The 13,587-nt window shown below is 72.5% G+C and carries 10 protein-coding genes; 7 read left to right on the forward strand and 3 right to left on the reverse strand.

Annotation, left to right across the window (positions count from 1 at the left end):
• Window positions 1-50: 50 nt before the first annotated feature.
• The 3 genes from smc to IFT73_RS14645 are packed head-to-tail and all read left to right on the forward strand — an operon-like array spanning window position 51 to window position 4,632.
• Entirely contained in the window at window positions 51-3,608 is a 3,558-nt protein-coding gene (smc, locus tag IFT73_RS14635; protein WP_192168265.1) for a chromosome segregation protein SMC, read from the forward strand.
• Window positions 3,605-4,048, forward strand: coding sequence for a thioesterase family protein (locus tag IFT73_RS14640; protein WP_192168266.1), 444 nt, complete (start codon window positions 3,605-3,607; stop codon window positions 4,046-4,048). Before smc ends, IFT73_RS14640 begins: the two co-directional genes overlap by 4 nt.
• A gap of 26 nt (window positions 4,049-4,074) precedes the next feature.
• The gene (locus IFT73_RS14645) at window positions 4,075-4,632 is read left to right on the forward strand and encodes an NYN domain-containing protein (RefSeq protein WP_192168267.1); all 558 of its coding nucleotides are present in this window, start codon (window positions 4,075-4,077) and stop codon (window positions 4,630-4,632) included.
• Between the two features lie 141 nt (window positions 4,633-4,773).
• Here the strand turns inward: IFT73_RS14645 and IFT73_RS14650 are convergent, their stop codons facing one another.
• The gene (locus IFT73_RS14650; protein ID WP_056609530.1) at window positions 4,774-5,661 is read right to left on the reverse strand and encodes a M56 family metallopeptidase; all 888 of its coding nucleotides are present in this window, start codon (window positions 5,659-5,661) and stop codon (window positions 4,774-4,776) included.
• Window positions 5,658-6,026: a BlaI/MecI/CopY family transcriptional regulator gene (locus IFT73_RS14655; protein ID WP_082556217.1), complete on the reverse strand. Its 369-nt coding sequence runs from the start codon at window positions 6,024-6,026 to the stop codon at window positions 5,658-5,660. The genes IFT73_RS14650 and IFT73_RS14655 overlap by 4 nt, the downstream gene beginning before the upstream one ends.
• Window positions 6,027-6,133: 107 nt before the next feature.
• On the opposite strand from IFT73_RS14655, the gene IFT73_RS14660 reads away from it, so the two are divergent.
• From IFT73_RS14660 to cydC, 4 genes are read left to right on the forward strand one after another with little or no spacing between them, the layout of a single operon-like run.
• Window positions 6,134-7,537 (forward strand): cytochrome ubiquinol oxidase subunit I, encoded by a 1,404-nt coding sequence (locus IFT73_RS14660; protein ID WP_192168268.1) that lies wholly within the window; start codon window positions 6,134-6,136, stop codon window positions 7,535-7,537.
• 27 nt (window positions 7,538-7,564) lie between these two features.
• Complete coding sequence (gene cydB, locus IFT73_RS14665) at window positions 7,565-8,560, forward strand: cytochrome d ubiquinol oxidase subunit II (protein ID WP_192168269.1); 996 nt, start codon at window positions 7,565-7,567, stop codon at window positions 8,558-8,560.
• Window positions 8,561-8,565: 5 nt separating this feature from the next.
• Complete coding sequence (gene cydD, locus IFT73_RS14670) at window positions 8,566-10,200, forward strand: thiol reductant ABC exporter subunit CydD (RefSeq protein ID WP_192168270.1); 1,635 nt, start codon at window positions 8,566-8,568, stop codon at window positions 10,198-10,200.
• On the forward strand, window positions 10,197-11,801 hold the full coding sequence (gene cydC, locus IFT73_RS14675; RefSeq protein ID WP_192168271.1) for a thiol reductant ABC exporter subunit CydC: 1,605 nt from the start codon (window positions 10,197-10,199) through the stop codon (window positions 11,799-11,801). The genes cydD and cydC overlap by 4 nt, the downstream gene beginning before the upstream one ends.
• A 6-nt stretch (window positions 11,802-11,807) precedes the next feature.
• Here the strand turns inward: cydC and IFT73_RS14680 are convergent, their stop codons facing one another.
• A complete protein-coding gene (locus tag IFT73_RS14680; protein ID WP_192168272.1) occupies window positions 11,808-13,559 on the reverse strand; it encodes an NAD+ synthase in 1,752 nt (583 codons plus the stop codon).
• Window positions 13,560-13,587 lie beyond the last annotated feature (28 nt).

The following is a 13,587-nucleotide window of genomic DNA, read 5'->3' on the forward strand; positions in this document are numbered from 1 at the left end:
GTGACTGCCTAGCGCCGAGTGCGCCGTCACCGTCCGTCGTAGGAGCCACGTTGTACCTCAAGAGCCTCACCCTGCGTGGGTTCAAGTCGTTCGCGTCCTCGACGACCCTGCAGCTCGAGCCCGGCATCACGGCCGTGGTCGGCCCCAACGGCTCCGGCAAGTCCAACGTCGTCGACGCCCTGTCGTGGGTCATGGGCGAGCAGGGGGCCAAGTCGCTGCGCGGCGGCAAGATGGAGGACGTCATCTTCGCCGGCACGTCGGGTCGGCCCCCGCTCGGACGTGCCGAGGTCGTGCTGACGATCGACAACGCCGACGGTGCCCTGCCGATCGAGTACAGCGAGGTCACGATCTCGCGCACGATGTTCCGCAACGGCGGCTCGGAGTACGCGATTAACGGCAGCACGTGCCGCCTGCTCGACGTCCAGGAGCTGCTGAGCGATTCCGGCATCGGGCGCGAGATGCACGTCATCGTGGGGCAGGGGCAGCTCGACAGCGTCCTGCGCGCGACCCCCGAGGAGCGCCGCGGATTCATCGAGGAGGCCGCGGGCGTCCTCAAGCACCGCAAGCGCAAGGAGAAGGCGCTCCGCAAGCTCGATGCCACGCAGGGCAACCTGACGCGCCTCAACGACGTCCTGACCGAGCTGCGACGCCAGCTCAAGCCGCTGGGCCGTCAGGCCGAGGTCGCCCGCCGCGCCGCGGTGATCCAGGCCGACGTCCGCGACGCCCGCGCGCGTCTGCTCGCCGACGACATCGTCACGGCCCGCACCACGATCGAGACCGAGCTCGCCGACGAGGCCGCTCTCAAGCAGCGACGCCAGTCGGTCGAGCAGGCCATCGCCGCGGCCCGCGAGCAGGAGACCGAGCTCGAGGACCAGCTGCGCGACGACTCGCCGCGGCTCTCGGCGGCGCAGGAGACCTGGTACGGGCTCTCGGGGCTGCGGGAGCGGCTGCGCGGCACCGCGGGCCTGGCCAACGAGCGCATCCGCCTGGCGGCCGTCGAGTCCGACGACCGGCGCGACGGCCGCGATCCCGAGGAGCTGGAGGCCGAGGCGCGGCGCGCGCAGGAGCAACACGAGCAGCTCAGCGCGGGGGTCGCCGCGGCGACGAAGGCGCTCGAGGCCGTCATCGCCGAGCGGGGCGAGGCCGAGACGGCCTACACCGCCGAGGAGCGACGGGTCGCCGGGCTGCTGCGTGCCGCGGCCGACCAGCGCGAGGGGCTGGCCCGGCTGCACGGCCAGGTCAACGCCCTGCGCAGCCGCTCCACCGCAGCCGGCGAGGAGATCGGGCGCCTGACGGTCGCGCGCGACGAGGCCGAGTCGCGGGCCGTCGAGGCGCAGAAGCAGTTCACGGCCCTCGAGAACCAGATCGCGGGTCTCAACGCGGGTGAGTCGGGGCTCGACGAGAAGCTCGAGGCCGCCGAGGCCGAGCTCGAGCAGGCGACCGCGGGCCTGACGTCGGTCGCCGACGAGCTCAACGCGGCCGAGCGTCAGCAGGCCGGTCTGTCGGCCCGCAAGGAGGCGCTCGAGCTGGGGCTGTCGCGCAAGGACGGCGCCGGCGCGCTGCTCGCCGCGACCGACGAGATCAGCGGCCTGCTCGGGTCCGTCGCAGCGCTGCTGACGGTCCGCAGCGGCTTCGAGGCCGCGATCGCCGCGGCCCTCGGGTCGGCGGCCGACGCCGTCGCGGTCGACCACCTCGACACCGCGGTCTCGGCGATGCAGCGGCTCAAGGCCCACGACCTCGGCCGGGCCGGCATGCTGCTGGGCGGGGGAGACGTCGACGACTCGACGTGGCCCGGGCTGCCCGACGTCGCGACCTACGCGATCGACGTCGTCGAGGGCCCGCCCGCGCTGCAGGGTGCGCTGCGACGCCTGCTGTTCAAGGTCGCCGTGGTCGACACGCTCGAGCAGTCGCAGGAGGTCGTCCGCGTGGCGCCGGACGTCACGGCCGTGACGCGCGACGGCGACCTGCTCGGTGCCCACTTCGCGGCCGGCGGGTCGACGTCCAAGCAGAGCCTGATCGAGGTGCAGGCCGCGCTCGACGCCGCCGAGACCGATCTGGCCGCCGCGGCCCACACGATCGAGCGCCTGCGGTTCGAGCAGGGGCGGCTCGAGGCGTCCCGCGCCGCGGCCCAGGAGCGGGTCGATGCGGCGCTGGGCGAGCTGCACGAGTCGGACGCCACGATGGCCGCCGTCGCCGAGAACCTCGGCCACCTCGGCGCGACGTCGCGCGCCGCGCGCGGCGAGGCCGATCGCCTGACGACGGCGATCGCGACCGCCGAGGAGGCCATGGCCGGCGACCTCTCGGGGCTCGCCGAGCTCGAGGACCGGCTGAGCCAGGCGCAGTCGGCCCCCGAGGAGGAGCCCGACACGACCCTGCTCGAGGAGCTGGCCGAGGCGGCGTCCGCCCTGCGCCGCGCCGAGACCGAGGCGCGCCTCGCGCTGCGCACCAACGAGGAGCGTGCCAGGGCCCTCGCGGCGCAGGTGACGTCGCTGTTCGAGGCTGCCGAGGCCGAGCGCGTCGCCCGCGCACGGGCCGCCGAACGTCGAGCCCGCCAGCTGCGCGAGGCCGAGACCGCGCGGGCCGTCATCGTCGCCAGCGACCACGTGCTGGCGCGCATCGAGGTGTCGATCGCCGAGGCCTCGGCCCTGCGGGCCGCGATCGAGCAGTCGCGCTCGGGCCGCGAGGAGACGCTGCGCACCGTCCGCACCCAGCTGCGCGAGCTGATCGGCCAGCTCGACGGGCTGACCGACTCGGTCCACAAGGACGAGATGGCCCGTGCCGAGCTGCGGCTGCGCCTCGAGGGCCTCGAGAGCCGGGCGCTCGACGAGCTCGGCCTCGACGTCGAGACCCTCGTGACCGACTACGGGCCCGACCAGCTCGTCCCCCCGGTGACGGTCGAGGGCGAGGACGAGTCGCTGCCCGCCGAGGCCGTGCCGTACGACCGCGAGGCGCAGGTCAAGCGCCTGCGGGGTGCCGAGCGGTCGATGGCGATGCTCGGCAAGGTCAACCCGCTGGCGCTCGAGGAGTTCACGGCGCTCGAGGAGCGGCACCAGTTCCTCTCCGAGCAGCTCGACGACCTGCGCCGCACCCGCAAGGACCTCCTCGAGATCGTCGAGGAGGTCGACGCCAAGGTCGAGCAGGTCTTCACCGAGGCCTGGTACGACGTCGAGAGCGCCTTCCAGCACGTCTTCACCCGGCTGTTCCCCGGCGGCGAGGGGGCGTTGATCCTCACCGATCCGCAGAACATGCTGACGACCGGCATCGACGTCGAGGCACGGCCCGCCGGCAAGAAGGTCAAGCGGCTCTCGCTGCTGTCGGGCGGCGAGCGCTCGCTCGTGGCCGTGGCGTTCCTGGTGGCGCTGTTCAAGGCGCGTCCGAGCCCGTTCTACATCCTCGACGAGGTCGAGGCGGCCCTCGACGACGCCAACCTCGGCCGCCTGCTCGAGCTGTACGAGGAGCTGCGCGCCAACTCGCAGCTCGTCGTCATCACCCACCAGAAGCGGACGATGGAGGTCGCCGACGCGCTCTACGGCGTCTCGATGCGCGGCGACGGCGTCTCGGCCGTCATCAGCCAGCGCCTGCGCGACGAGGAGGCATCCGCCGGATGAGCGACGACACGACCGGACCACGTCTGCGCACCGAGTTCGCCGCGCTGCGCACCATCACGACGCGGTGGGAGGACGAGGACGTGTACGGCCACGTCAACAACGTCGTCTACTACTCGTACTTCGACACCGCCGTCAACGGCTTCCTGATCGACGCGACGGGCACCGACATCCGGCGCCTCGACGCCGTCGGGCTCGTCGCCGAGACGCGCTGCGAGTTCCTGCGCGAGCTGCGCTACCCGGGCGACGTCGAGGTCGGGATCGCGGTGGCGCGCCTCGGCACGTCGAGCATCGTCTACCGGCTCGCGATCTTCCAGGGCGACACCGACGAGCCGGCGGCGATCGGCCGGTTCGTGCACGTCTACGTCGACGCCTCGACGCGCGCCGTGACGCCCGTGCCCGACGCCGTCCGCGCCGCCGTGACGCCGCTCGTGGTGGCGTGACGCGTGGGCTCGCGTAGGGTCCGAGCATGACGGATCGCACCACCTACGTCCTGGTCGACGGCGAGAACATCGACGCGACCCTCGGTCAGTCGATCCTGGGCCGGCGTCCCCAGCCGCACGAGCGTCCGCGCTGGGACCGGCTGCTGCAGTTCGCCGAGGACCACTGGGACCAGCAGACGCGTGGTCTGTTCTTCCTCGCCGCCAACGGCGAGCTGCCGATGCCGTTCGTGCAGGCGCTGACGTCGATGGGCTTCCGGCCCGTGCCGCTGTCGGGGCGCCCCGACGAGAAGGTCGTCGACATCGCGATCCAGCGCACGCTCGAGGAGCTCGCGCGGCGCGAGGCCGACGTCATGCTCGCGAGCAACGACGGCGACTTCATCGAGCAGCTCGCGCCGCTGGTGACCGACGGGCGGCGCACGGCGCTGCTGGCGTTCCACGAGTTCCGCAGCTCGGGCTACGTCCCGCTGTTCGACCGGGGCCTGGAGTTCCACGACCTCGAGTACGACGTCCGTGCGTTCAACGACAAGCTGCCGCGCATCCGCGTCATCCCGATCGCCGAGTTCGACCCCAACGAGTTCCTCTGACCCACCGCCGACGAGTCACGCACGCCCGGTGACGAGTCGCGCACGCCGGGCAGGAGTGACTCGCGGGTGGGTGTCAGTGACTCGTGAGCGGGGGTGAGTGACTCGCGGGTGGGCGTACGTGACTCGTCGGCGAAACGGGGGTCAGAGGGTGAGGGTCTGCCAGGCGTGCAGCATCCAGGGGACGGCCAGCAGGACGGTCGGCGCCACCAGCACGACCGCCGAGATCGCGTAGGCCGCGGCGGACGCCCACGGGTGGCGCGGGTCGGGCTCCTGCAGGCGTGACATGCGCACGGTCGCGGCGCCGCCGACGCCCAGCGCTCCCGCCGGGGTCGGCGACCCGGCCAGCGCGACCAGCGCGCCCGCCACGGGGGCCTGGCCGAACGAGCGACGCGCGACGTCGTCGGCGAGCAGCTCGACCATGATCTGGCTCTGCACCAGCGGCGCGTCGGTGCGCAGGAACCGGGGGAACGCGCGGTGCAGCACCGTGAACGCCTCGAGGACGAGGTCGTGGCGGCGTCGCACGTGCGCCCGCTCGTGCTCGAGGACGGCGGCGTACTCCGTGGCGGACAGCGTCGAGATCGTGCCCTGAGACACCACGATGCGCGGCGAGCCGATGCCCGGGACGCAGTACGCGATGGGCGTCTCCTCCTGCAGGATGCGCAGGGCGGGCGCCATGCCGTCGGCGTCGCCCAGCAGGTCGACCAGCGCGCGCTGCCGGCGTCGGCGGGCCTGCGTCTCGCGGTAGACGGTCCACGCGGCCCACCAGAAGCGCGCCCACACCAGGACGCCGATCGCCATGATCGTCAGGTGCAGGGCGACCCGCCACCACGTCAGCTCGTCGTGGGTCACGAGCCACAGGGCCGTCGACAGGGCCGCGCCCGAGATCGCCAGCACGGCGGCCAGCGCGAACGACTGCCACAGCACGATGCCGGCCCGGGGGACGAGCATCGGCCACGAGGTGCGGGCCAGGAGGGCCGGCACCGGCAGCGCCAGCGCCAGCCCGATCAGGCCGAGCAGGACGGGGGTCACGGCGAGGTCCGCGACACGATCTCGTCGAGGGCGGCGCGCAGGGCCTTGGCCTCGTCGGGGTCGACGGTGCGGGCGAAGTGCACCAGGGCCGCGGTGCGGTCGGTGCCGGCCTCGTCGAGCGCGGCGTGCAGCAGCTCGGACGTGGCCTCGTCGCGGCTCAGCGCGGGGGCGTAGTGGAAGGCGCGGCCGTCGCGCTCGCGGCGCACCATCTCCTTGGTGCCGAGGCGGTCGAGCACCGTCATGATCGTGGTGTAGGCGAGGTCGCGCTCGCCGAGGGCGTCGAGGACCTCGCGCACCGTGAGCGGCGCGGGCGCGTCCCACAGGACGTTCATGACGGAGCGTTCGAGCTCTCCGAGTCGGGGCATGTGACCCAATCTACTACGTGGGGTAGTAATTCGCCTTGCCCGTGACCCCCGGTTCTTACTACAGTCGGTAGTAGTTACTACGGCATGTAGTAGAAGAAGGAGCTGACATGGAAGTCCTCGACCTCGCGCGGTGGCAGTTCGGCATCACGACGGTGTACCACTTCTTCTTCGTGCCGCTGACGATCGGCCTGTCGGTGCTGGTCGCGACGATGCAGACGGTGTGGTGGCGCACGGGGGACGAGCGGTGGCTGCGGCTCACCAAGTTCTTCGGCAAGCTCTTCTTGATCAACTTCGCGATGGGCATCGCGACGGGCATCGTCCAGGAGTTCCAGTTCGGCATGAACTGGAGCGACTACTCGCGCTTCGTCGGTGACATCTTCGGAGCCCCGCTCGCGATCGAGGGCCTGCTGGCGTTCTTCCTCGAGTCGACGTTCCTCGGCCTGTGGATCTTCGGCTGGGAGCGGCTCAAGCCGGGTCTGCACCTGGCCTGCATCTGGATCGCGGCCCTCGGCACGGTCTTCTCGGCCTACTTCATCCTCGCGGCCAACTCGTTCATGCAGAACCCCGTCGGCTACACGCTCAACGCCGAGAAGGGACGCGCCGAGCTGACCGACTTCGGTGCCGTCCTCACCAACAAGGTGCTGGTCGTGACGTTCCCGCACCAGATCTTCGGCTGCTTCATGGTGGCCGGCGCCTTCGTGGCCGGCATCGCGCTGTGGCACATGATGCGTCGCCCCGACCACGCGGACGCCTCGGCGTTCCGCCCCGCGTTCCGGATGGGTGCGGTCGTGCTGCTCGTCGCGGGCCTCGGCACCATGATCTCGGGCGACTTCCAGGGCAAGGTCATGACCGAGGTGCAGCCCATGAAGATGGCCGCCGCCGAGGGGCTGTACGACGACGCCCGGCCGGCCCCCTTCTCGATCCTGACGATCGGGACGCTCGACGGATCGCAGGAGGTCTACAAGCTCGAGGTGCCCAAGCTCCTGTCGTTCCTCGGCACGGGCAGCTTCGACGGCGAGGTGCGCGGCATCGACTCGCTGCAGGCCGAGTACGAGCAGAAGTACGGGCCCGGCGACTACGCCCCCAACATCCCCGTGACCTACTGGACCTTCCGGCTCATGATCACGACCGGCGGCCTCGCGATGGCGGCGGGCGCGATCATGCTCTGGGCGACCCGCCGGGGCCGCACGCCCACCTCGAAGTGGCTGCTGCGGTCGGCGATCGTGCTGCCGCTGCTGCCGATGGCGGCCAACTCGTTCGGCTGGATCTTCACCGAGATGGGACGCCAGCCGTGGGTCGTCTTCGGTCTCATGCCGACGTCCGCCGGGGTCTCGCCCAGCACGTCGGTGGCCGAGGTCGCGACGTCGCTGGCGGTGTTCACGGCGCTCTACGGCGTCCTCGCGCTCATCGAGGTCAGGCTGCTGCTGCGCTACGTCAAGGCCGGCCTGCCCGACCTCGAGCCGCCGTCCGACCCCGACGACGCCGACGCGCCCCTCGCGTTCGCGTACTGAGCCGACCGAGAGAACAGGACAGATCCCATGGAGCTGACGACCTTCTGGTTCATCGTCATCGCGGTGCTGTGGATCGGCTACCTCGTGCTCGAGGGCTTCGACTTCGGCGTCGGGATGCTGATGGCGCTGCTCGCGCGCGACGACAAGGAGCGGCGCGTGCTGCTCAACACGATCGGACCGGTCTGGGACGGCAACGAGGTGTGGCTCCTCGTAGCCGGCGGCGCGACGTTCGCGGCGTTCCCCGAGTGGTACGCGACCCTGTTCAGCGGCTTCTACGTGCCGCTCCTGCTGATCCTGATGGCGCTGATCGTGCGGATCATCGGCATCGAGTTCCGCAGCAAGCGCCCCGAGCCCGCCTGGAAGCTGCGCTGCGACATCGCGATCGTGTTCGGCTCGGTGGTCCCCGCGCTGGTGTGGGGCGTCGCCCTGGCCAACATCGTCCGCGGCGTGCCGATCGACGCCGACAAGGAGTACGTCGGCGGGCTGCTCGACCTGTTCAACCCGTACGGCGTGCTGGGCGGCCTGGTGACCCTCACGGTGTTCCTGGTGCACGGCGCGTTCTTCGTCGGGCTCAAGACGACCGGCCCGATCCGCGAGCGGGCGATCGCGATGGGCCTGCGGGTCGGGGTGTTCGCGGCCTTCTTCACGACGGTCTTCGTGGGCTGGACCGCGATGCGCGACGACACCCTGCAGGTGTGGGCCGCCGCCGCGGGCGTCCTGGTCGCGTTCGTCCTGGCGCTCGCGGCGGCCACGGCCGGCCGGGACGGTTGGGCGTTCGTCGGGACCGCCGTCGCGATCGGCCTGCTCGTCGTGATGCTCTTCGCGGCACTGTTCCCGGACGTCATGGTGTCGTCGCTCGACCCGGCGTGGTCGCTGACGACCGAGAACGCCGCATCGACGCCCTACACGCTGAAGATCATGTCGTGGGTCGCGGTGGCCTTCACCCCGATCGTCGTCGGCTACCAGAGCTGGTCGTACTGGGTGTTCCGCCGGCGCATCGGCGTCCAGCACATCCCGGGGTGACGGCGATGCCTCCTCTCGACCCCCGCCTCGTGCGTCGCTCGCGCGGTGTCCGCCGGCTGCTCGCCACCAGCGTCGCCCTCGGCGTCGGCACGGCCGCGACCGTCGTCGGAGTCGCGTACCTCGTCGCCGACGTCGTGGCCCGGCGCTTCGACGCCGAGCCCGTCGCGGCCGTGCCGCTCGCGATCCTGGCCGGGCTCGCGCTGCGGGCCGCGATCGCCTGGGTGCACACCGCCGTCGCCGCCCGCGCCGCGGCGACCGTCAAGGCCGAGCTGCGCCACGAGGTCGTCGACGACCTGATGGATCCGCGACGGCTCGGCCCGCGGCCGAGCAGCGCGGGGGTCGTGACGCTGCTCGGTCCCGGCCTGGACGCCTTCGACGGCTACGTCGGCCGGTTCCTGCCGCAGGTCGTCCTCTCGGCACTGGTCCCGCCGGCCATGGTCGTCGCGATCGCCGTCGCCGACCCGCTCTCGGCGGTCGTCGTGGGCGTGACGCTGCCGATGACGGTCGTGTTCCTGGTGCTGGTGGGCCTCGTGACCAAGGACCGCATCGATCGGCGCTGGCAGGCACTCGAGCGCGTCGGCCGGCACTTCGCGGACGTGCTCGACGGACTCACGGTCCTGAAGGTCTTCGGACGTCGGCAGGAGGAGGGTCTGCGACAGGTCGGCGACCGGCACCGCCGCGAGTCGGGACGTGCCCTGCGGCTGGCCTTCCTGTCGTCGTTCGTGCTCGACCTGTTCTCGACGCTCGCGGTCGCGCTCGTGGCGGTCAGCGTCGGGCTGCGGGTCGTCGAGGGCCACCTGGCGCTCGCGCCCGCCCTGTTCGTGCTGCTGCTCGCGCCGGAGGCGTTCGCGCCCGTCAAGCGGCTGGGGTCGCTGTTCCACGACAGCACCGAGGGCGCCGAGGCGACGGCCGGGCTGCTCGCGCTGCTGGAGCACGACCGCCACACCGGGACGCTGCCCGCACCCGACCTCGGGTCGGCCGACATCGTCCTCGACGGACTGGTCGTGCGCCACGGTGGACGCTCGTCGGCGAGTCTCGCGCTGTCGCACCACCGCATCCGCCCGGGCGAGTTCGTGGCCGTGACGGGGGAGTCGGGCAGCGGCAAGTCGACCCTGCTGTCGTTGCTGATGGCCTTCGAGCGGCCGACGTCCGGCCACGTGCTCGTCGACGACGTCGACCTCGCGGCGATCGACCCCGTCGCGTGGCGCGAGCAGGTCGCGTGGGTGCCGCAGGTGCCGGGTCTGGTCGAGGGGACGATCGAGGAGAACGTGCGGCTCGGTGACCGCGGGTCGTCCCGGGCGGACGTCGTCGCGGCCCTGCGGGGCGCCGGCGCCGACGACCTCGGGCTCGACCGCGTGGTCAGCGAGTCCGGCGACGACGTGTCGGCGGGGGAGCGTCGTCGCATCGCGATCGCCCGCGCCGTCCTGCGCATCCGGCGCGGCGACGCGCGGCTCCTGCTGCTCGACGAGCCGACCGCGGGCCTCGACGGTGCCCGCGAGGCGGCGGTGCTGGCGACCCTGCGGGGGCTCGCCGTCACGGTCGTCGTCGTGGCGCACCGGCCCGAGACGATCGGCGCGGCCGACCGCGAGCTGCGCCTCGCGCGGCAGGTCGCCGCCGACCGCACGGAGGTGTCGGCATGACGAGGTTGGCGTGGGGTCGCACGTTCGGGGTGCTGTCGCAGCTCGCCGCGATCGGGCTGCTGCTGGTGTCGGCGTGGCTGATCGTGCGGGCGGCGGAGCAGCCGCCCGTCCTGTACCTGATGGTCGCGATCGTCGCGGTGCGCTTCTTCGGCCTGAGCAGGGCCGCGCTGCGCTACGTCGAGCGGCTGCTGACGCACGACGTCGCGCTCGCCCGGGTCACCGAGGCGCGGGTCGCGGCGTACCGCGACCTCGACCGCGTCGCGCCGGTCGGCGTGCCGGGACGGCGGCGGGGCGACCTCGTGAGCCGCGTCGTGTCCGACGTCGACGCGGTGCAGGACCGCATGCTGCGCCTTCGCAGCCCGTGGATCGTGGCGCTCGCGTCGTCGCTCCTGACGATCGCGCTGCTCGTGGTCGTCGATCCCGTCTCCGGCCTGGTGGTGGGCGTCTGCACCGCCGTCGTGCTCGTCCTGGTGCGCCTCGTCGTGCCGCGGGCGGTGCGCCGGTCGGGAGACCGGTCCTCGGGGTGGCGGGGCGACCTGGCCGCCGACGTCAGCCACGGGGTCGTGGCCGCCCCCGACCTCGTCGCCTACGGCGCGACCGACCTGCTGCGCGCGTCGGCGCACCGCAGCATCGATCTGCTGTCGGACGCGCAGCGGCGCACGTCGCGGCTCGCGGGCGTGGGCGAGGCGATCGTCCTGCTCGGCGCGGGGGTCGCGGTCGCCGCGGTCGCGGCGCTGTCCGGGGGGCTCGACCCCGTGCTGGTGGGCGTCGTCGTGCTGGCGCCCCTCGCGCTGGTCGAGCCGTTGACGGCCGTCGCCGACGCCGAGGGGCTGCGGCCCGGCATCGAGGACGCCGAGCGGCGCCTGGCCGAGCTCGCCGAGACGTCCGAGGCCGTCGTCGATCCCGCACGCCCGGGCGGTGCACCCTCCGGGTTCGAGCTCGAGCTCGAGGGTCTCGCGATCGGCTGGGACTCGACGCTGGTCTCCGGCATCGACCTCGTGGTGCCGGAGGGCGGGGTCGTCGCGGTCAGGGGGCCCAGCGGATCGGGCAAGAGCACCCTCGCGCTGACGATCGCGCGCCTGATCGAGCCACGCGCCGGCACGGTGCGCCTCGGCGGTGTCGACGTGCGGACGCTGGCGGCCTCGGACGTCCGCTCGACGATCGGGTACCTGGGCCAGGACGAGATCGTGTTCGACACCACGATCCGCGAGAACCTGCGCATCGCCGACCCGTCCGCGACCGACGACGAGCTGCTGGCGGCCCTCGGGCGGGCCGGGCTCGGCGACTTCGTGCGGTCGCTGCCCGATGGTCTCGACACCGAGGTCGGCGAGCGGGGCGGGCGCCTGTCGGGCGGCGAGCGCCAGCGCCTGTGCCTCGCGCGGCTGGTGCTGGGCGGTCACCGCGTGCTGGTGCTCGACGAGCCCACCGAGCACCTCGACGAGCGGGCCGGCGACGCGCTGCTCGACGACGTCCTGGCGCTCGGACCCGGGCGGAGCATCGTCGTGGTCACCCACTCGCCCCGCGTGCTCGACCGCATCGACGAGGTGCTGACGATCGGCGCCCGCGGGCCGTTGGCCGCCGCGTCGACGCCGGGGCGGTGACGGCCGCTAGAGCTTCTCGCGCCAGCGGTGCGTGATCGGCACGCGGCGGTCGCGGCCGAAGTTGCGGCGCGAGACCTTGGGTCCCGGCGGGTACTGGCGCCGTTTGTACTCGGCGCGGTCGACCAGGCCGATGACCCGTTCGACGAGGGCCGGGTCGAAGCCCTCGGCGACGACGTCCGCCGAGCCGAGGTCGCGCTCGACGTATGCGTCGAGAACGGCGTCGAGCAGGTCGTAGGGGGGCAGCGAGTCGGAGTCGAGCTGGCCCGGGCGCAGCTCGGCCGACGGCGGCTTGCTGATGGTGTCCTCGGGGATCGGGGGCGTCTCGCCCCGCTCGGCGGCGTACGCGTTGCGCCACGTCGCGAGCTCCCAGACCAGTGTCTTGGGGACGTCCTTGATCGGCGCGTAGCCGCCGACCGCGTCGCCGTAGATCGTCGAGTAGCCCGTCGCGAGCTCGGACTTGTTGCCGCACGCCAGCACGAGGTGGCCGTGCTGGTTGGACAGCCCCATCCAGATGACGGCGCGGATGCGCGCCTGCAGGTTCTCCTCGGCCAGGCCGTCGAGGTGCAGCGCGTCCTGGTACTGGTCGAAGATCGGCGCGATCGGCACGGTCTGCAGCGTCAGGCCCGTGCGGCGCGCCTGCTCGGCCGCGTCGGACGTCGAGTGCTCGGTCGACCACGCGCTGGGGTTCGACACGCCGAAGACCCGGTCGGCCCCGAGCGCGTCGACCGCGATCGCGGCGACCAGGGTCGAGTCGATGCCGCCGGACATGCCGAACAGGACCGACGAGAAGCCGTTCTTCGCGACGTAGTCGCGCAGGCCCGTGACGAGCGCCGTCCAGATCTCCTGGTGCCGCGGCAGCCGCTCGTTCGTGACGGTCGGCAGCGGCTCGTAGGCGTCGAACGGCTCGGCGGAGATGATCGTGCGCTTGATCTCGAGCCCGCCGAAGCGCTCGTCGGAGTCGGGCATCGACGGGGTCGCCGCCGGCAGCTCGAGGTCGACCACGAGCAGCTCGGGATCGAACTGGCCCGTGCGCCCGAGGACCTCTCCGTGCTGGTCGACGACGATCGAGTCGCCGTCGAAGACCAGCTCGTCCTGGCCGCCGACCAGGTTGACGTAGGCCAGCACGCAGTCGCCCTCGGCGGCACGGCGCGAGCACAGCTCGAGGCGCACGTCGTCCTTGTCGGCCTCGTAGGGCGAACCGTTGGGGACGACCAGCAGGGCCGCCTCGGCCGCCTTGGCCGCCGCCGACGGACCGTCGCGCCACAGGTCCTCGCAGATCGCGAGCGCGACGTCGATGCCGCCGATCTGGACGACGTTGATCGTGTGGCCGGGGACGAAGTTGCGGATCTCGTCGCCGACGCCGTAGTTCCAGAGGTGGTGCTTGGCCTGACGCGCCACGACCCGTCCGCCGTGCAGCACCGCGACGCAGTTGGTCGGCGCGTTCTTCGGGATGCCCAGCCCCTCGGCGAGGCCCTCGGCGCGGTCGAGGTATCCGACCACGGCCACGACGTCACCGCACCCCTCGTCGAGGAGCCGGGTCGCGAGGTCCTCGATCGCCGCCTGCGAGGCCTTGATCAACGAGGCCCGCATCGCGAGGTCCTCGATCGGGTAGCCCGTCAGCACCATCTCGGGGAACACCACGAGGTGGACGTCCTGCGCTACGGCGTCGCGGCAGTGCTCGACGACGAGATCGGCGTTGCCGGGCAGGTCGCCGACGGTCGCGTTGACCTGGGCCAGGGCGAGGCGGAGCTGGGGCATGCGAGGAGCCTATCGTCGGCCCGCGGGG

It is taken from the genome of Aeromicrobium sp. CFBP 8757, from assembly GCF_014841755.1.
Lineage (GTDB): Bacteria > Actinomycetota > Actinomycetes > Propionibacteriales > Nocardioidaceae > Aeromicrobium.